This window comes from Methylomicrobium lacus LW14, assembly GCF_000527095.1.
GTDB lineage: Bacteria > Pseudomonadota > Gammaproteobacteria > Methylococcales > Methylomonadaceae > Methylomicrobium > Methylomicrobium lacus.
On the sequence record NZ_AZUN01000001.1, the window covers coordinates 2,397,501 to 2,415,492 of the forward strand.

Sequence of the window (17,992 nt, forward strand, 5' to 3'; positions counted from 1 at the left end):
ACAGGCAGTCTGGGCGTGACGTTTAGGGATAACACCGTGATGTCTTTCGGCCCCGACACCGAAGTCACCGTTGATGAATACCTTTATAAGCCGGCGAAAGGCGATTTAAAACTAGCCGCCAGCATCGTCAAGGGCACCCTGCATTACATCTCCGGCGTCATCGCCAAACTCAAACCCGAAGCAGTGTCGATCAACACACCGACCGGCATTATCGGGGTTAGAGGCACACGATTTGTGGTAAAAGCGGAAGATTGATCATGATGACAACGAATTCCATCAACATCTTGTCGCGCCTGGCACTTTTTGCCATCATGGGCATCGGCCTTACGGCTTGCTCCCCATCTTATGTGGTACTGCTGGAAGACGAAGGCAGCGTCGGCAAGGTGCAGATTACGACCCCCGAAGGCACGACGGTGCTGGAAAAAGCACGCGAAGGCGCCGAGATCGGCGGCAAGACAGGAAAGACATTTGCCGTCAGCCAGCAACAAATCGATCAGGATTTTGGCGCCGCATTAGCGGCTAGCCCGATAAAGCCGGTGTCTTTCCAGCTTTATTTCAAGGAAGGCGGCATCCGTTTAACCGAAGCTTCCGCCGCTGGCCTGCCGAAAATTTTGGAAGAAATCGGCCGCCGCCCAGCCCCCGATATTTCAGTGATCGGTCATACCGACACGATCGGCAACGACCAAGACAATGAGCGTTTGAGCCTCGACCGAGCCAAGACTACCGCATCTTTGCTGCAACAAAAACAGTCTCATGTTATTAATATCACGGTCGAATCGCATGGCGAAAAGAATCCGTTGGTGCCGACGCCCGACAACACCGGCGAACCTCGCAACCGCCGCGTGGAAGTGACGGTCAGGTAACTTCACAAACTGCTTCCTGCTTCTCAATCCTTTTTTGCGCCATTCTGTAAAGTGCAGCTTATAAAACACGCTCCACTCAATCATAACGATACTCTTTTGCGGCCCAAGCGCTCGATGAAATTAGACGCATTGAATTCCAACCCCATCGCAATTTTAATTTGCGCCGACCCGAATGCTAGCCTGAACTTTCAGCAAGCATTGCTCGCTTCATCGCCGCACTGCACGGTCAAATGGCTTGAAGATCCCAGGCAAATCGTTCCTGCCTTATTACAGGATCACTATGCCCTCGTGCTGATCGATATAGACGGCAGCCGGATTGACGGCGAAGACCTAGTCCGAGCGATAAGAGCGCATTTTGCACCGGTCGAACTGCCGGTGCTGATCAGCCATGGCCCGTTATCGCTCGATAAACGCAATGCCGCGTTGGCAGCCGGCGCGAACGATTGGCTGAGCAACCCGATCGATACGACCGAAGCGATGCTAAGAATCAACAATTGCCTGACTCTGGGCACTTTATACCGCTCCAACAAAGCCATCCAGAATAAGCTCGAAGACGAAATAAAAACCCGAACCGCAAAACTCGACATGCTGATCGACAGCGGACTGATGATGTCGATGGAAAAAAGCCGATCCAAGTTGTTGAAACATATTCTGGTGGAAGGCCAGCGCCTGTTAAATTGCGACGGCGGCACCATGTACCTCGTCACCGAGGAAAATACGCTGCGTTTTGCCGAACGGACCCGCGACGATCACTTGCCCTTCGAAGAAATCGCGCTTTACGATAAGGCAACGGGCCAGCCCAATGAGATGTATGCCTCCACTTATGCGGCGCTGCATAATCAAACGGTCATCATCGATGACGTGCACCAGAAAACCCGCTTCGACTGCAGCGGCACCCGCAAGTTTGACGCCCTGACCGGCTATCACACGGTCTCCCTGCTGACCGTGCCGATGGCGCCGCGCGGCGGCAAGGTAATCGGCATCTTACAGTTTTTTAACGCCAAAGATTCCTCGACCGGGAAGATTATGTCATTTCCTCCCGACATCATCGATCTGGTCGGTGCGCTTGCCGCGCAAGCCGCGGTGGCTCTGGACAATCTGCAACTGGTGCAAAACCAAAAGGACACGACCGAGAACATTATCCGGATCATGGCGGAGGCCCTGGACAGCAAAAGCCCGCATACCGGGCACCATTGCGTGCGGGTGCCCGAACTGGCGTTCATGCTGGCCGAAGCCGCCTGTAAAGAAACCCACGGCCCTTTGGCCGATTTCAATTTTGCCTCCGAAGATGAATGGTTCGAGTTTCGCGTCGGCGCCTGGCTGCACGACTGCGGCAAAGTCACGACGCCCGAATATGTGATTGAAAAAGCGACCAAGCTGGATACGATTCACAATCGCATTCACGAAATTCGGACGCGCTTTGAAGTCCTGTTGCGGGACGCCGAGATTGCCTGCCTGCAAGCCCGGCTGCGAGGTCAGGATGAAACGGCAGTCAACGCGACTTTTGAACAACGAAAGGCCGAACTCATGGATGATTTCGCCTTCATCGCCGCGTGCAATTTGGGCAAGGAAGCGATGCACCCAGCTGATATCGAGCGTATCGAAACGATTGCGCAAACGAAATGGCTGCGCCATTTTGACGACAGACTCGGCCTGTCCCGTGACGAACTGCATCGCCGCCAAGGCGAAACCCAAACACCGCTGCCGGTTGAAGAGTTCCTGTTGAGCGACAAAGCCTGCCACGTCATCCCGCGCAAGACTCAACAAAAACCCAGAGCCGAGCTCGGCATCAAAATGACCGTTCCCGAAAATCTTTATAATTACGGCGAACTCTATAATTTGAGCGTGCAAAAAGGCACGCTGACTCTTGAAGATCGCTATAAGATCAACGAACATATCATCGAAACGATCAAAATGCTCGAACAATTGCCGTTTCCGGATACGTTGAAGCGCGTCCCGGAGTATGCCACCACACATCATGAAACGCTTGACGGACAGGGTTATCCGCGCCGATTATCCGCATCCGATTTGTCGATACCCGCCCGGATCATGGCGATTGCTGATATTTTTGAAGCGCTGACCTCAGCCGACAGACCTTATAAACAGCCCTACAAGCTGTCCAAGTCACTCAAAATTCTGCACGACATGAAACTCAAGCGGCATATTGATCCTGACTTATTCGATCTTTTTTTAACCTCGGGAACTTACCGGAAGTTTGCCGAACTGTTTTTGGAGCCGGGGCAAATCGACGATGTCGATATCAGCGCCTTTCTAAGTTCCGCCAGCCATTAAACCGGAGGTTTTTTGAACATTGCACGCCCGCCTTTTCGAGTCGATTCCGCCCAGACAGCCGAAGAGGCCGGCGTCGAAATCGTGCAGGCCTTTATAGCGATCGAAAATCTGCCCGAAAAAGTCAGCCGGGTTTTTGCGACTCTCCTAAGCTGCCTCGATGCTGCGCCGGATGATCCGCTCGCCGTTGCCGGTCATCGCCTGGCCCGGGCCATCGATCATGACGATCCCCGCCTCGACCTGCCCTATCATAATCAACAGCATGTTTGCGAGGTGATGCTGTGTTGTCATTATCTGGCGCGGCGGCTCAACCTGGATCGGCGAGAGACGCTCGAAATCCTGCTGGCCTCGCTCTTCCACGACTTCCGGCATGACGGCACAAGCAATGGCAGCTTACCTTTCCGCTTAGAGCGCAATTCGGTCGTCCTGGCCGAACCTTATTTGCTTGCCGCCGGAGTCACACCGGCCCAACGCCGCAAACTGGCGGCGCTGGTGCTGGCGACCCATCCGAGCGCCGGCCAACCGGTCGCCCATGGCAGCTACAATCACCATCATCATCGCGCGCCGCTGCCGGAAATTCCCGCCGCCGCACCCGAATTGATCGCACTCCACAGCCGCCCCGCCGCCGACCACGCCTTGATCCTGTGCGCTGCGGACATCTTGCCATCGATAGGCCTAACGATAGCTTATGCGCTGGCATTGCAGGAAAAACTGTCTAAAGAATGGGGTGCGGATCTAGGCATTGAGGATAAATTGCGCTTCATCGACAGCACCCTGCCTATTTTTGCCGTTTGCGATTTTTTTGCGCCGAACATTCATCGCCTCAAAGCCTATTTAATGGATCAGCTTCAGACTCAACACAATGCACGCAAAATCGGCTAAGTCGCGCGCAGGCCTTGGGTTCACGCTGCTGACAATTGCCTCTGCCGCATTTCTGCAACTGTCCAATCCTCTCCCGCTGCAAACCCTGCGCAACACGACTTTCGACCAGCTCCAACGCTTCCAGCCGCGCACTTACCAGGATGCACCGGTCAGGATCATCGATATCGATGACGAAAGTCTCAAGCGCCTGGGGCAATGGCCTTGGCCGCGCACTCGCCTGGCCAAGCTGCTTGCGGCCTTGAAGCAGGCGGAACCCAAAGCCATTGCCTTCGATATATTGTTCGCGGAAGCCGACCGCACGTCGCCGCAAGCGATGCTGAATCTCTGGCCGGTTTCCCAGGATCTGCGCCGCCTGCTCGCCAAACTGCCCGACCACGACCGGATTTTTGCCGAGGAAATGGCCGGCAGCCGCGTGGTCATCGGTTTCTCCCCCGATGACACAAGCAGTGCCGAACCCCAACCGCCCCCATCGAAGGCGCGCTTCGTCGAAATCGGCGGTTCGCCGAAGCCTTATCTGCCGCCCATTCAGGGCTTCGTTGCGCCGTTGCCGCCTTTCGAAGAGGCCGCCGAAGGCATCGGCGCCCTCACCTTCATCCCCGATGCGGACGGCATCATCCGGAAAATCCCGCTGCTGCTGAACTATCGCGGCACGCTCGTGCCATCGCTTGCCGCCGAAACCTTGCGCATCGCGCAGCAGGCCAAGAACTTCACGATCACGTCTGGCATCGAGAACGGCGCCGGCATCAGCGAAATCCGCATCGGCAAGATTACCGTGCCGACGACGGCGCAGGGCGAAATCTGGATTCATTACACCCGACCGGAAGCCAGGCGTTTGATACCGGCATGGAAGATCCTTTCCGGGAATATTCCCGCGGCCGAATTGCAAGGCCGCATCCTGCTGATCGGCGCTTCGGCTCAGGGCCTGATGGATCTGCGCTTCAGCCCGCACGGCGACATTATTCCGGGCAGCGAAATTCACGCGCAGGCGCTCGAACAAATGCTGAGCGGCAACCATTTGCTCCGCCCTTCCTGGTCGAATTCACTCGAATTGCTGATCTTTACGCTGAGCGGCGTAGCGGTCGGCCTGATCACTTTGAATGCCGGCGCCCTGGCCTCATTCGGCGTTTTCATGCTGACCCTGGCATGCCTTTGGCTTGGCGCCTGGCAGACCTATCAAAGCCACCATCTGCTCGTTGATCCGATGGTTCCGGGCGCAGGCCTCGGGCTGGTTTTTCTAGTCGCCAGCGTCTTCCGGCACCTATACAGTGAACGCCGGCAACGCTGGGTCAAGGAAGCGTTTTCACGTTACATCTCGCCGAACCGGGTCGAGCATCTGATCGAGCATCCCGAAGCGCTCGAGCTCGGCGGCCGCCGCCAGGTTTGCAGCTTCGTGTTCAGCGACCTGGCCGACTTTACCGGCCTGATGGAAAGCATGGACCCCGGCGAAGCGGTGGCCTTGCTGAATCATTATCTGGACGAGATGATCGCGATCGCCTTTCTGCATCACGGCACGCTGGACCGCATCGTCGGCGATGCGGTCGCGATCATGTTTTCGGCGCCTTTGGAGCAAAAAGACCATCAACGCCGGGCGCTGGAATGCGCGATCGACATGCAGCGTTTCGCCCACCGATACAGCCAGGATTTGAACGCAAAAGGCATCCGCTTCGGACAGACCCGGATCGGCGTCCATACCGGCGAAGTGATTGTCGGCAATTTCGGCGGCAATACCATTTTCGATTACCGGGCGCTCGGCGATCCGGTTAATACGGCCTCAAGGCTCGAAGGCGCGAATAAATATCTCGGCACGTCGATCTGCGTATCGGAAGCGGCGCTGGCCGGCTGCCCCGATATCCCCGCCCGCCCGATCGGACGTTTGCGGGTCAAGGGAAAAACGATTCCCTTGCAGGTTTTCGAACCGCTGGCGGCAGCAGAGGCCGGACACGCAGCGCTGCACGATTATTTGACCGCCTATCAATTGCTGCGCGATCAACAGGCAAGTGCCCTTGATGCGTTCCGGAAACTGACGGCCAATTATCCTGACGATGCGCTCGCGGCTTTTCACCTGCAACGCCTGAGTGCAAACAAAACCGGCGATTTGATTGAATTGACAGGAAAATAAGCTGTAAAAATCTAAAATTGAGCCGAAATGTTCTGAAATTGGCTTAGAATTTCCGCTTCATTGAAAATTAAGGAAAAATTCACCTAAATTGATCGATACAAACCGGCCAAAAGCTGACTGCCACATTATAAGCGTCCGTGGCAGCAGGCGATTCGTTAGCTGCCGGTCGGTTATTGTAGATGCTTGATTGCAAGACCTGGTACCGTAATTGAGTGGTACCGTAATTGAGCTGGTACCGTAATTGGTACGTAACGTCTCTGCCGTACCACCGATCTTGGCAGAAATGGATGAATTGCAGCCCATTCCGAAGTATATTCGTCCTGATACTCCCGTACCATGCGAATTGCCCGTTCCCGAAATTCGGGTGAATAATAATTTGTGGTTTTCTCTTTCATCGCTTCATCTTCTCAAAAGTTGAAGCCTCCATCAAACCCGGGGCGATTCATGCAAGAATTTACAAGCCCATACAGAAAGAGTAGACTTTAAACGCCTGATTTTTTAAGGATGCATCGGAGCGAGAAGACCGAGAGTTCTATCAGCCTTGAATACCAAAGAATTCATGTAACTGAAAAAACCGTCAGAATGCTGGGTGGAATTCCCACTAACAATGAACCCCACAATGTACCCATAGCACTTCAAACCAAGGAGGTATCTATGAAGAGATTCAACTTAAAATTCCTAGCAAGTTGGGTTGTAGTACTGTCGGTTTTCGTTGGCGCTGGAGGGGCACAGTACATCTGTGCTCGATCCAATGCTTCTTTATCATTGTCCGTACATCCTACGGCTTTTATTTAAATATTTTAAAGCCTGGAGAGACAATGGCGAACTTATATAGCATAGGTTACGGAAATCGGCCATGGCAATCCTTTTTGAATCTGCTGAAGGCAAAAAACTGCGAATTTCTTATCGATGTCCGTAGTAGTCCTTACTCAAAGTTCAATCAGTCATTTAGCCGGGAGTCATTGCTTAAGTTATGCAAAGAAGCCGGCATACGTTATGTTTTCATGGGCGATACCTTGGGGGGAAAACCCTCTTCAGAGGAATATTTTGATTCCAGCGGAAAAATCGATTACATCAAATTATCCGAAACGCGAGAATTTCAATTTGGAGTTTCCAGGCTAATTACCGCCAATAATAAAAAATTAGTTTCTTTCATCATGTGTAGCGAACTACGGCCTCAAGATTGTCACCGGACGAAACTAATTGGCGCTGAGCTCAAAGAGCATGGTGTTGAAATTATCCATATTGATGAAAATGATAAAGATGTATCCCAGGAAGAGGTTATTGCTCGTTTGACTGGAGGCCAAGATAATATATTTGAAGCAGACCCAGTTATATCTCGCTCTCGCGGTTCTTATTTGAAAGCCGCAAAATGATCGAGCACATTTTTACAATCGGTGGTTATGGCCACACTTTGAATAGTTTTTTCGGCCAGTTAAGCGAAAATAATATTGAAGTCTTAGTCGATATACGGCAACGCCGCGGAATGCGTGGAATAAAATACGCATTTTTAAACGCCAGTGCACTTCAGGAGGAATTGCGTAATCGCAACATAGCGTATATTCACCTGAAAGAACTAGCACCCACAACAACGATTCGTGATGCTCAAAAATCGTCTGATGTTGCGTCAAAAACAACTAAAAGAGATCGGTCAACTCTGTCTGAATGTTTTATAACGCTATATGAATCAGAGATTCTGAGTAAAAACTCAGAATACGCTTTACAAAAGAAGTTAGAGCCATATAAACGCATCTGTTTCTTCTGTGTGGAGGGCACGCCTAAAGCATGTCACCGAGCACTTGTTGCAGATTGGCTTTCAGCTGCGTTAAAAATCCAAATAACTCACATAGGAGCATTGAATGAGTAGCGTTTTGATTGTTTCTCGCACAAGAATGAAAAACGGAAACGTATGCATTGGTGGTTTCGATATTGAAAGTAAGCAAAGTGTGCGCCTTCTGACGTAAGCGTTCAACCGTACCGCCTATAAAATAATTTTCGTCTGTTGCATCCTGTCCTTTTTTTGTCAGGAGTTTTGGCATGGCTATCACAGCGAAATGGCGTCAGCATATTGAAGCGTGGCAACGTAGCGGGCTATCACAAGCCGCGTATTGCGCCGAGCGGCAACTCAATGTCCGTACCTTCACGGCGCGTTTGAGCGACTATCGCAAATTGCCCCAGCCAGAGTCGGCAGCCTTAATACCGGTGCATGTTCAGCCGTCTGCGCCTGCCGCGATTGTCTTCACGCATGCCCAAGGTCACCGCCTGGAGTTGTCCGCTACCGTATCAGCGCGCTGGGTGGCTGAGTTGTTGCGATGCCTGGCTTGATTGCGAGTCCGGCACAGATCTGGCTGGCGGTGGCGCCGGTCGATATGCGGCGCGGCCTGGATGGCTTAACCGCAATCGTCCAGCAAAGCCTGGGGCACCCGCCTGGCTGCGGATCGGCCTTCATCTTCCGCAACCGTGCCGGCAACCGCTTGCGCCTGTTGCTGTGGGACGGCAATGGGGTTTGGCTGTGCCAGCGGCGGTTGCATCGAGGCAGTTTTGTTTGGCCCAAAGCCTCTGACCCGGTCTTTGCGCTCAGTCAGGCCCAGTGGCAGTGGCTTGTGGCTGGTGTCGATTGGCAACGGCTATCGGCACAACCGTCAACAGAATGGCGGGTGTAAGGCACGGTATTGAAACCTAGTAAAATCAAGGCGTTCAGTGGGTTTATGCAGTATAATAACGGCCATGAATCCCCTCGCCAAACTCGATCAGTTGAACCTGGAGCCTTCGGCAAAAACCGAAGTAGCCGCATTGATTCAAGCGCTGATCGAGCAGGCTGAGCGGGATGCCAAAGCCATTCAGAGCAAAGGCGTCAAAATCGCCGCGCTGACCCACGAGTTGGCGTATTACAAGCGCATCCGTTTCAGCACCAAGAGCGAAGCCTTGGCCCCGCTGCAGCGGGATGTGTTCGAGGAAACCTGGAACACGGATATTTCGGCCATCGACGCGGAAGTCGAGCAACTGCAAGACGCCAGTCCTTGTACCACGGTGGTCCGCCCCAAACGCCTGCGCGCCGGCCGGCAACCGTTACCGTCTCACTTGCCGCGCATCGAACACCGCCACGAACCCGAATCCTGCACCTGCGGGCACTGCGGCCGGGAGTTGGTCAAGATCGGCGAAGATGTGACCGAGCAACTGGATGTCGAGCCGGCGAAGTTCTTCGTCCATCGCCATATCCGCCCGCAATATGCCTGCCGGAGCTGCGAGACCGTGACGGCGGCGTCGATTCCGCCGGCGGTGATCGATGGCGGTCTGGCGGCGGTCGGCTTGTTGAGCTGGGTGATGATCAGCAAATTCCAGGACCATCTGCCGCTCTACCGCTTGGAGCAGATCGCCGCCCGCGACGGCGTGATCTTGTCCCGTTCCACCCTGGCCGACTGGGTCGGACGTCTCGGCGTCGCCTTGGAACCTTTGGCGGATCGCCTGGCCTGGCATCTTCAACAACGGCCGAGTCTTCATGCCGATGAAACGCCGGTGCCGCAACTGGATCCCGGCAACGGCAAAACCAAGAAAGCCTACCTGTGGGCCTACCGCAGCAATGACCTACAACCGGGGCCCAAGATCATCGTCTTCGACTATCAAGCCGGTCGCAGCGGCCGGCATGCCGGGCAGTTTCTAGGCGATTGGCAAGGCCATCTCGTGGTCGACGACTACGCCGGCTATAAAGCCTTGTTTGCGGCCGCCCGCGCCCATCCCGAAACTCGACTTCGGCTTGAGCCATGTATCGAACTGGCGTGTTGGGCGCATGCGCGGCGGAAATTCTTCGACCTGTTCCAGGCCAGCCAGAGCCCGATTGCGCAAGAAGCCTTACAGCGCATCGCGGTGCTGTATGCGATTGAAGCCGAAGGCCAAAGCCTGAGTTCAGCGGAACGCCAACGCCTGCGTGCCGAGAAAAGCCGGCCGGCACTGGCCGGCCTGCACGACTGGCTGCAACGCACCCGAACCCACGCCGCGCCCAATACCGCGACCGCTAAAGCCATCGACTACAGCTTGAAACGCTGGATCGCTCTCACACGCTATGCTGAAACCGGCGATCTGCCAATCGACAACAACCCGATTGAAAACAGCATCCGACCTATCGCTTTGGGTAAAAAGAACTGGCTCTTTGCCGGCTCGGAACGCGCCGGAAAGCGCGCGGCTGTGATTCAAACCTTGCTCGGCACGGCCAAGCTCAACGGCCTCGATCCTTCGGCCTGGCTAAAAGACACCCTCGAAAAACTGCCTACCTGGCCTAACAGCCGTATCGACGAACTACTGCCTTTCGGCAAATCACATTAAATCACGCCCCCATCAACCTCGCTATGTGGTAGGGTTGGACGCTTACCTTCTGACGTCAACCGGAAGCAATCAACCGGGCACATCCCCATATCAAGTTGGGCAGATTTGGAATCTAAATTATTTGCCTAAAAACACAGTTACACCGCCACACGTCGAAGACGTTATGCTTCAAAGTGGCTCGCTCCATTCAAATTTAGCGGGTACAGATTTACAAAATTTCATATTGCACAATTGCAATATTCACAATGGAAGTATCGGCGGCTTATTCGGCGGGGCGCTGCACACGCCAGACGGCCATGCTGCCTATATTGATTCCCAAAACATACCAAATCATAGTGTTTGCTTTTGGAGGACTGATGAGGATCTCGATCATTTCACATCATTTGACAAAGACAAATATCGTTATTTTCGCTTTCCCCTTAACGCCTGTTTTTCGTATGTTGGTACAGAGCCAGTAGTCAATGTGATTCCCGCAGGAACCATAGTTCGTATGTCTCTTGCGAGATGGTGGACTCCACCAGAGGCAGATTCGGAAGCATGCTATTTACAGCTTTCAGGTTGGTACTGATAAAAGCTCGTAATGCTAAATAGCTGGAAAAAAATGGGTTAACAGCTTTATTGTTAGCCCAACACATTGATGCATCCTAAACGGTGCATTGTATATTTTGCATCGTTAGCAATTACGACTGTTCACCAACAACACGCTTTGAATTGGTTACAAAATTTGTTTTCGAAAGGGGAGACTTATAGTAGTCCTCGTCTAAAAATCTTAAAAGCTTCTTTAAATCCGACTTATTTTCTGGGATTTCTATAACTTCTTTTCCATTTTCGCTTACTGTTGAAAATGGAATACTGAAATCGATTGCGACAGCTTTCATTTCATGCAACGGGACATTTTGCAATATCCCACTTTGCTGAACAAGGGATACTTTTCTACGAATCCAAGAATCCGATATTTCTAAGAATCTTTGTGTATTAACACTTTGTATAAGATCAAGTTGCAAAAACTCCACTAAATCATCATCGGTTGCGACTTTAAAATATCCACTAAGATCAAAAATTTGCCGTGCAGAATGAAAACTGTAGAACTTGAGCTTGCCAGATTCCAGGGTTGCTGTAAGCTTGCTGTCAAGAGTTACTCCAATACCTTCTATTTTCTTATACACATTTCCTGAATGGAAAATTGAAAGACCATTAGTAGATAAAATTTTTCTCCTGTCAAAATTTTGCAACAAAACTTTTATATTTCCTTCTTGGGTCTCGTACCCCGTAAAAAGTGCCTTTATTTCCAGAAAAAAATCTTCGGTGGGTTCGACTGGCTCAACACCTAACGGATTCCTAATACCTTCTCCCAACTCATCAATATCATCATAATTATTGATATATAAAATCTCTCCAGCTTCAGGCTTATATTTCCCATCAAACTCTATTTCTTCGTCAGTCGCGTCAAATTTTTCTTCTTGGACTTTAATATAAAAAGTTAACTCAGATTGCACCGGATTTGATAACTCAAACTTCACAATTCTTTTTGCAGGATTATTCGTTAAGGCAAAGAGGCTTAGTGTCATTACTTTACTCCATCAACATTCCATTAGATATTTTCTTAACATAACTAATATCTCGAGGACTTCTGATGTTTTCACTCGTTATAAGTATATAAACCATTCCGTCCGAAGATTCTACCTTATAAAATCTAAATTTTATTAAATATAAAATTGGATGCGATGGTATATTTGAAATAACCCATGCTACCAAAAAAATAACTACAATAATTAAAGTTGTTAAGAAAAAATCTACTTCTGCAATTTTCATGATTACAGGCGCTGCGTAGCTTCCAATAAACACCAGCAAAAAGTAATCAGCTGACTCAACTTTTTTTGCTACAAACTTTAAGATTTCAGCTTCTCTTTTTACCAGCGCAAGAATCAACAATGGCAATAAAGTCCCTAAAGCCGAAATAACTGTTAATTGAACAACCAAAGAGTCTACATCACCCCTTGAGTAGCATCTAACGCCCGCTAATACAAGGAGAGTTGGCGAAAAAGCTGATACAAAAAGTATGGTTTTTAACCAATTCCTCATTCCTCACGTCCTCTGGCTAACAATTAATTATTCAGACAGGCCAAAGCCGCTGGCTGGTCAGGGCCGTAGTCTGGGTTGAACAACGTGAAACCCAGCAGATGCTTTGAAATAACCGAGTTTCTTTGCATTCAAACTGCCCTTTGGATTACGATACTTATCAGCTTCGAAGCTGGGTTTCATTATCATTCAACCCAGCCTACTTTTGCAAACTCAACATAAGCTTTGTGTCAATTTGCAGTCATTGGCAAATTAAACCGATTGTCGCTTAAGGGTCGGAAGCTGCCTACCGCGCTGCGACAAAACATGATGAAAGAGTATCACACGGTGGGGGATTGATGATCGAAAGATAGGCGTTAATCACTAGGAACCTGTGACCATTTGTTCCATTCGCTACAAAGCTTTCTAAACGAGCGACTACGGTCAAACGCTAGCTGCAAGTCTATTTGCGCGGAAAACGCCGGTTGATCGGTGGTTTCGCCATACGAACGGTCGGCCATGCAAGCCTCGATCCAGCCCTTGGCATCGCGCGGTCGTTCTGGATCGACGGCCTTTGCCGGGTCATAATTGAAGCCTCGATTTCCCTGCAGCGATTCGGCGGCTGCGATAAACCAGGCTTCGTACTCCCTATTTGCCAACACCACAGAAATTTTCCGGTGTGGTGCGATACTTTGGGCGCGGAGCAAAGTCTTTTGACCCAGTTCGGCGGGGCAGTCATCGTCCGCATCGAATAGGATTAATATCCAGCCTTCATCGCCGCATTTATTGGCGGCAAGGCTGAGGTGGCGACTAAATTCCTCGTCCTTGTTTAGGAAGCGGTCGCGGCGGACACGAATCGGGTGGCCTACATCGACGTATATATCCGGAGTTAACCACTCGTTGAGTCGCCGTAGTAGGACAGGTAAAGCGATGACTTCGCCATCGCCCTCCACAATCGCGGTCACATTGATCACGGCTGGCTGTCTCCGAATAAATCGGTTTGTTTTTGTTCTTGTGCTTCCAGTTGTTTGCGGTCGGGAGCCAGTTGATTTAGGCGCAGCAACTCGCCGGCAGAGAACAGTGAATCTCGAATCGCTTGCCGAGACGCTTCGTCGATCGGGCCGATCCGGGTTTCGCCTTTATCGGAAACCACCGACAATAAAGAATCGGCGCTCAATTTCAGGTCGTCGAGCAGGTCCGGACTGTGACTGGTGACGATGATTTGAGTTTCTTGCGAAGCCCGATTCAACGCTTCGCGCAAAGCTGAACTTGCCGCCGGATGTAACGCCGTCTCCGGCTCTTCGATGCCAATCAAGGTGGGGGCGTAATCCCGGTTACCTTGAAACAGTGCAGCCAATATTCCCAATGCCCTTAAGGTGCCGTCAGACATGTTTTGCGCAAGAAAACGCCAGGGATGCTTGGCGCCGGCCATGTCCTGACGAAATTCAAGGGTTTCCATCGGGCCAATGGGCTTACGTTTTACACCATGAACCATAGGTACGACGGTTTGCAAATATTCCTGGATGATGGCCATGCGTTCCGGAGATACTCTTTCTAAGTGCCCAATGACACTAGCAATGTTTTCGCCAACCGGTTTAAGTAATCTACCCTCTTGCGGTTTCTGCAGTTCGCGCATTAACTTGGGATTCAAATTGTAAAATCCCATTGTTGAGAACAGGTCGAAAACCGGACGAAATTCGGTCAAGCCGGAAGCGGCTACCAAAGCCAAACGGTCGGAGGTCACGGTAGGGAACGTCGCCTCGCTACTGTTGCGCAGTTTGCCTTTATCGATCTGGAAAAACGGACCTTTACCGATACCCTCCAATACGCATTCCTCGGTTTGCACTTCGTAGCCTTGGCCGGAAAGTGCTCCAACATTGAAGGCGTAATGTCCTTTTTGCCCATTAGCTAGTGAGAATTCCAGACGAATGCCGAAATGGTTTGGATGGCCGCTGGAATATCTGCGTACTTCCGAAAGTCCTCCGCGTTCGTTTAATGCGCTGTCCAACGAACTTGTTAAGGCATCTCGTACCAAGTGTAAGGCATCGAGGAAATTGCTTTTACCAGAACCGTTTGCCCCCACTAAATAGGTGAGTTGGTCCAATTTTACGTTGCAATAACCAATACTTTTGTAATTTCGTAATACGACGCAGTTGATACGGGCATGGGCCATGGGGTTAGGTTCTCTATATTTTGATGTACGTTAACGGCAATTGAACTGCTTGGCCAAGCTCGGTAATTGACACCTGCTTTTTTCCGTCGCACTGTATCAACAGCGTTCAAGTCATTAGCGATAACGTACTCGGAGGAATATTGACCTCAAAATGTGCGATTACGCAAGCTAATCGCACTCACATTTGCAAATGAAAGCTTATTTGCCCTTATCTTGTTCTTGCAAATGAGTGCATATTGGCGGAAAAGGGTAGAAAGCTGCCTATCAATATCAGAGCCAAGTGTGCCTAATTTTTGGAACGCGATGCGTTCTACCGTCAATCTGCGCTACGATCAGTGCCATTCAGCCAATCCAAATACTTCGCGACCCCCTGCTTGACGGTCAGGAATTCTTTCTGATAACCGGCCTCTCTAAGGCCTGAAATATCGGCCTGGGTATAGCTCTGATAAGCGCCCTTCAAATGATCCGGGAACGGGATGTATTCGATCTCGCCCTCGCCGTGCCAGTCGATTACCGCCCTGGCGACCTGATTGAAGGTCTCGGCCCTGCCGGTGCCGACGTTGAAAATGCCGCGTTGCTCCGGGTGATCGAAAAACCAGAGGTTCACGTCGACCACGTCGCCGACATAGACGAAATCGCGCTTCTGCTCGCCGTTCGCGTAGCCGTCGACCCCTTCGAACAGGCGGGCTTTTTTCTGCTCGCTCACCTGGCGGTTGAAATGGAATGCGGTGCTGCTCATCGCGCCCTTGTGCTGTTCGCGCGGCCCGTAGACGTTGAAATAACGGAAGCCGGCGATCGGAATCCGGCTCTCGGGCAAAATCTTCCGCACATACTGATCGAACTGAAACTTCGAATAGGCGTACATGTTGATTGGCTTTTCGCAGGCGCGCTCGACCCTAAAGCCGTGCTCACCGCTGCCGTATACCGAGGCGGACGAGGCGTAAAGGAAGGATGTATTTTTTGCGATGCACCAATGCAAGATGCGCTTCGAGTAATCGTAATTGTTCTCCATCACGAAACGGCCGTCCCATTCGGTCGTCGCGGAACAGGCGCCCTGATGGAAGACCCCCCGCACCTGATTCAGGAAGCACGGCGAGTCGAGTTTATGAAGAAACTGGTCCTTGTCCAGATAATCGGCGATGTCGAGATCGGCCAGATTGTGCATCTTGCGGCCGTTCAACAGATTATCGACCAGCAGGATATTGCGCTCGCCGCGTTCGTTCAATGCCTTGATCAGATTGCTGCCGATAAAGCCGGCGCCGCCCGTGACTACGATCATGCTGTTCCCCTCGCCTTGTTGATCATCGATGTCGTCGATTGCCCGTCGACGAACTGCAAAATTTTGACTTCGCCGCCCGCCTTGATCACGCAGTCGCCGCCGGCGACCTGATCGGGCATGTAATCGCCGCCCTTGACCAGCACATCCGGCAGCAGGCGGCAGTAAAGACGCTCGGGCGTTTCTTCCTCGAAGGCGACGACCCAATCGACGCAGGCCAGCGCCGACAGCACCGTCATCCGCTCCTTCAGGCCGTTGATCGGGCGCGACTCGCCTTTCAGTTGTTTGACCGACGCATCCGAGTTGACCGCCACGACCAGGCGGTCGCCGAGCGCTTTCGCCTGCTCCAGATAGGTCACATGACCCGCATGCAGGAGGTCGAAGCAGCCGTTGGTCATGATGACCTTCTCGTTGTGCGCTTTCGCGCGCGCGACGATGTGCATCAATTCGTCTTCCGAAACGATGCCGTACAGCGCGCCGCGGTCGCCGTGCAGCCCCCGGCTCAGTTCCTCGACCGAGACGGTCGAGGTGCCGAGCTTGCCGACCACGATGCCGCCGGCCAGATTGGCCAGGCACATCGCCTCGCGCAGCGGCAGATCGAGCGCCACGCCGAGCGCCATCACCGCGATCACCGTATCGCCGGCGCCGGTCACATCGAACACGTCTTTCGCCTGCGCCGGCAGGGAATGCGTTTCGCTTTCCTGAATCAAGGTCATGCCGGCTTCGCCGCGGGTCAACAGCAGGCTTTGCATCATGCAGCGCTGCAACAGCTCCTGGCCTTTGTCGAGAATGTCGCGCTCGCCCGCGCAAGCGCCGGCCACCGCGAGAAATTCGGACAGGTTCGGCGTGATCACATCGGCAAGCCGGTAGCGCAGGTAATCGACGCCCTTCGGATCGACCAGCACTTTCAGCCCGGCCTGTTTCGCGGTCGCGATATGGTGCGTCACATCGGCCAGCGTACCTTTGTCGTAATCCGAAAACACGACCGCCTGATGGTCAGGCAGATGCTTTCTGAGTTTGGTCGTCATCGCCTCGCGGTCGAAAGCGATCGGCGTATCTTCGAAATCGAGCCGAAGCAATTGCTGATGCTGAGCCATGATGCGCAATTTGCAGATGCTGCGCGCGCCTTCCGCGATCACGAAATCGCAAACGACGCCCTCGGCTTCGAGCAGTTGCTTGATCGTCTGGCCTTCGGCGTCATCGCCGACCACCGCGAGCAGGGTCACCTTGCCGCCGAGCTTGGCGATGTTCAGCGCCACGTTGCCGGCGCCGCCGATGCGTTCTTCGCTGCCTTTGACCTTGACGACCGGCACCGGGGCTTCCGGCGAGATGCGCGCGGCCTGGCCGGACCAGTAGCGGTCCAGCATCACGTCGCCGACGACGATGATCCGGGCGCGGCTGAAATCAGGCGTTGTCGCGATCACTAAAAGCCTCCTCGACCAGACCGCACCACCAGTGCCCGATTAAAATGTGCGCTTCCTGAATCCGCGCGGTAACCTGTTCCGGCACTACCACCGACATCGTCGCGATACCGGCCAGCATGCCGCCGCCGCAGCCGGTCAGGCCGATCACCGCCATGCCTTTGTCGATCGCCGCCTCGGCCGCGTTCAGCACGTTTTTGCTGCACCCCGAGGTCGAAATCGCGATCAGGCAGTCGTTTTCGTTGCCGAGCGCTTCGACCTGGCGCGCATAGACGCTGTCGAAATGATAGTCGTTTGAATGCGCGGTCAGAATCGAGGAATCGGTCGTCAACGCGATCGCCGCCAAGGGCCGCCGGTGCTTTTCATAGCGGACTACAAACTCGGCCGCGATATGCTGGCAGTCGGCCGCGCTGCCGCCGTTGCCGCACAACAGGATTTTGCCGCCCTGCTTGAGCGTATCGACTAAGAGCTCACCCGCCGACTCGATCACGTCGCTGCGGGTCCTGAGCTTTTCGATCATCGCCTGATGCTGTTCAAGCTCGGCCATAAATGTTTTCAAAATAACGTCCTCTCAATACTTTTAAGACAGGT

18 protein-coding genes and 1 pseudogene (1 of these 19 running past the window's edge) are annotated in these 17,992 nt (G+C 52.6%); 11 read left to right on the forward strand and 8 right to left on the reverse strand.

The features are described 5' to 3' along the window. The 5 genes from METLA_RS0110850 to METLA_RS0110870 form a co-directional block, all read left to right on the forward strand. Positions 1 to 255: the 3' portion of a FecR family protein gene (locus METLA_RS0110850; protein ID WP_024298577.1), read on the forward strand. It extends 195 nt beyond the left edge of the window; the window shows 255 of its 450 coding nt (coding positions 196-450); its start codon lies beyond the left edge, outside the window; it ends in the stop codon at positions 253 to 255. Positions 256 to 260: 5 nt separating this feature from the next. Then, complete coding sequence (locus METLA_RS0110855) at positions 261 to 863, forward strand: OmpA family protein (protein ID WP_024298578.1); 603 nt, start codon at positions 261 to 263, stop codon at positions 861 to 863. 114 nt (positions 864 to 977) lie between these two features. Further along, the gene (locus tag METLA_RS0110860; RefSeq protein ID WP_024298579.1) at positions 978 to 3,155 is read left to right on the forward strand and encodes an HD domain-containing phosphohydrolase; all 2,178 of its coding nucleotides are present in this window, start codon (positions 978 to 980) and stop codon (positions 3,153 to 3,155) included. A 12-nt stretch (positions 3,156 to 3,167) separates the two neighbouring features. Next, positions 3,168 to 4,034 carry an HD domain-containing protein gene (locus tag METLA_RS0110865; protein ID WP_024298580.1) on the forward strand — a complete coding sequence of 289 codons (867 nt, stop codon included), beginning with the start codon at positions 3,168 to 3,170 and terminating at the stop codon, positions 4,032 to 4,034. Further along, on the forward strand, positions 4,015 to 6,153 hold the full coding sequence (locus METLA_RS0110870) for a CHASE2 domain-containing protein (RefSeq protein ID WP_024298581.1): 2,139 nt from the start codon (positions 4,015 to 4,017) through the stop codon (positions 6,151 to 6,153). Before METLA_RS0110865 ends, METLA_RS0110870 begins: the two co-directional genes overlap by 20 nt. A gap of 246 nt (positions 6,154 to 6,399) precedes the next feature. Here the strand turns inward: METLA_RS0110870 and METLA_RS22600 are convergent. After that, positions 6,400 to 6,548, reverse strand: a pseudogene (locus METLA_RS22600) (IS3 family transposase); the annotation flags it as partial. 423 nt (positions 6,549 to 6,971) lie between these two features. Here METLA_RS22600 and METLA_RS0110875 point away from each other — a divergent pair. From METLA_RS0110875 to METLA_RS22605, 6 genes are all read left to right on the forward strand, one after another. After that, positions 6,972 to 7,529: a DUF488 domain-containing protein gene (locus METLA_RS0110875; protein ID WP_024298582.1), complete on the forward strand. Its 558-nt coding sequence runs from the start codon at positions 6,972 to 6,974 to the stop codon at positions 7,527 to 7,529. Continuing rightward, complete coding sequence (locus METLA_RS0110880) at positions 7,526 to 8,020, forward strand: DUF488 domain-containing protein (RefSeq protein WP_029646600.1); 495 nt, start codon at positions 7,526 to 7,528, stop codon at positions 8,018 to 8,020. Before METLA_RS0110875 ends, METLA_RS0110880 begins: the two co-directional genes overlap by 4 nt. A 170-nt stretch (positions 8,021 to 8,190) precedes the next feature. Further along, positions 8,191 to 8,478, forward strand: coding sequence for an IS66 family insertion sequence element accessory protein TnpA (gene tnpA / locus METLA_RS21990; RefSeq protein WP_024297133.1), 288 nt, complete (start codon positions 8,191 to 8,193; stop codon positions 8,476 to 8,478). Then, positions 8,466 to 8,816 carry an IS66 family insertion sequence element accessory protein TnpB gene (gene tnpB / locus METLA_RS0110885; protein WP_024296659.1) on the forward strand — a complete coding sequence of 117 codons (351 nt, stop codon included), beginning with the start codon at positions 8,466 to 8,468 and terminating at the stop codon, positions 8,814 to 8,816. Before tnpA ends, tnpB begins: the two co-directional genes overlap by 13 nt. Before the next feature lie 64 nt (positions 8,817 to 8,880). Beyond that, the gene (gene tnpC / locus METLA_RS0110890) at positions 8,881 to 10,473 is read left to right on the forward strand and encodes an IS66 family transposase (protein ID WP_024298584.1); all 1,593 of its coding nucleotides are present in this window, start codon (positions 8,881 to 8,883) and stop codon (positions 10,471 to 10,473) included. Between the two features lie 163 nt (positions 10,474 to 10,636). Next, positions 10,637 to 11,041, forward strand: a complete 405-nt coding sequence (locus METLA_RS22605; RefSeq protein ID WP_152539421.1) for a hypothetical protein — start codon at positions 10,637 to 10,639, stop codon at positions 11,039 to 11,041. 112 nt (positions 11,042 to 11,153) lie between these two features. Here METLA_RS22605 and METLA_RS21995 read toward each other — a convergent pair whose 3' ends face one another. From METLA_RS21995 to METLA_RS0110925, 7 genes are all read right to left on the reverse strand, one after another. Further along, positions 11,154 to 12,041, reverse strand: a complete 888-nt coding sequence (locus tag METLA_RS21995) for a DUF4868 domain-containing protein (protein ID WP_084480121.1) — start codon at positions 12,039 to 12,041, stop codon at positions 11,154 to 11,156. A gap of 4 nt (positions 12,042 to 12,045) precedes the next feature. After that, complete coding sequence (locus tag METLA_RS0110900; RefSeq protein ID WP_024298586.1) at positions 12,046 to 12,555, reverse strand: hypothetical protein; 510 nt, start codon at positions 12,553 to 12,555, stop codon at positions 12,046 to 12,048. A gap of 353 nt (positions 12,556 to 12,908) precedes the next feature. Continuing rightward, positions 12,909 to 13,505 carry a DUF4276 family protein gene (locus METLA_RS0110905; RefSeq protein ID WP_024298587.1) on the reverse strand — a complete coding sequence of 199 codons (597 nt, stop codon included), beginning with the start codon at positions 13,503 to 13,505 and terminating at the stop codon, positions 12,909 to 12,911. Continuing rightward, positions 13,502 to 14,704, reverse strand: a complete 1,203-nt coding sequence (locus tag METLA_RS0110910; protein ID WP_024298588.1) for an AAA family ATPase — start codon at positions 14,702 to 14,704, stop codon at positions 13,502 to 13,504. Before METLA_RS0110910 ends, METLA_RS0110905 begins: the two co-directional genes overlap by 4 nt. A 316-nt stretch (positions 14,705 to 15,020) precedes the next feature. Beyond that, positions 15,021 to 15,983, reverse strand: coding sequence for an ADP-glyceromanno-heptose 6-epimerase (gene rfaD / locus METLA_RS0110915; protein ID WP_024298589.1), 963 nt, complete (start codon positions 15,981 to 15,983; stop codon positions 15,021 to 15,023). Continuing rightward, a complete protein-coding gene (hldE, locus tag METLA_RS0110920) occupies positions 15,980 to 17,404 on the reverse strand; it encodes a bifunctional D-glycero-beta-D-manno-heptose-7-phosphate kinase/D-glycero-beta-D-manno-heptose 1-phosphate adenylyltransferase HldE (protein WP_024298590.1) in 1,425 nt (474 codons plus the stop codon). Before hldE ends, rfaD begins: the two co-directional genes overlap by 4 nt. Further along, positions 17,385 to 17,960 carry a D-sedoheptulose-7-phosphate isomerase gene (locus tag METLA_RS0110925; protein ID WP_024298591.1) on the reverse strand — a complete coding sequence of 192 codons (576 nt, stop codon included), beginning with the start codon at positions 17,958 to 17,960 and terminating at the stop codon, positions 17,385 to 17,387. Before METLA_RS0110925 ends, hldE begins: the two co-directional genes overlap by 20 nt. Positions 17,961 to 17,992: the final 32 nt, after the last annotated feature.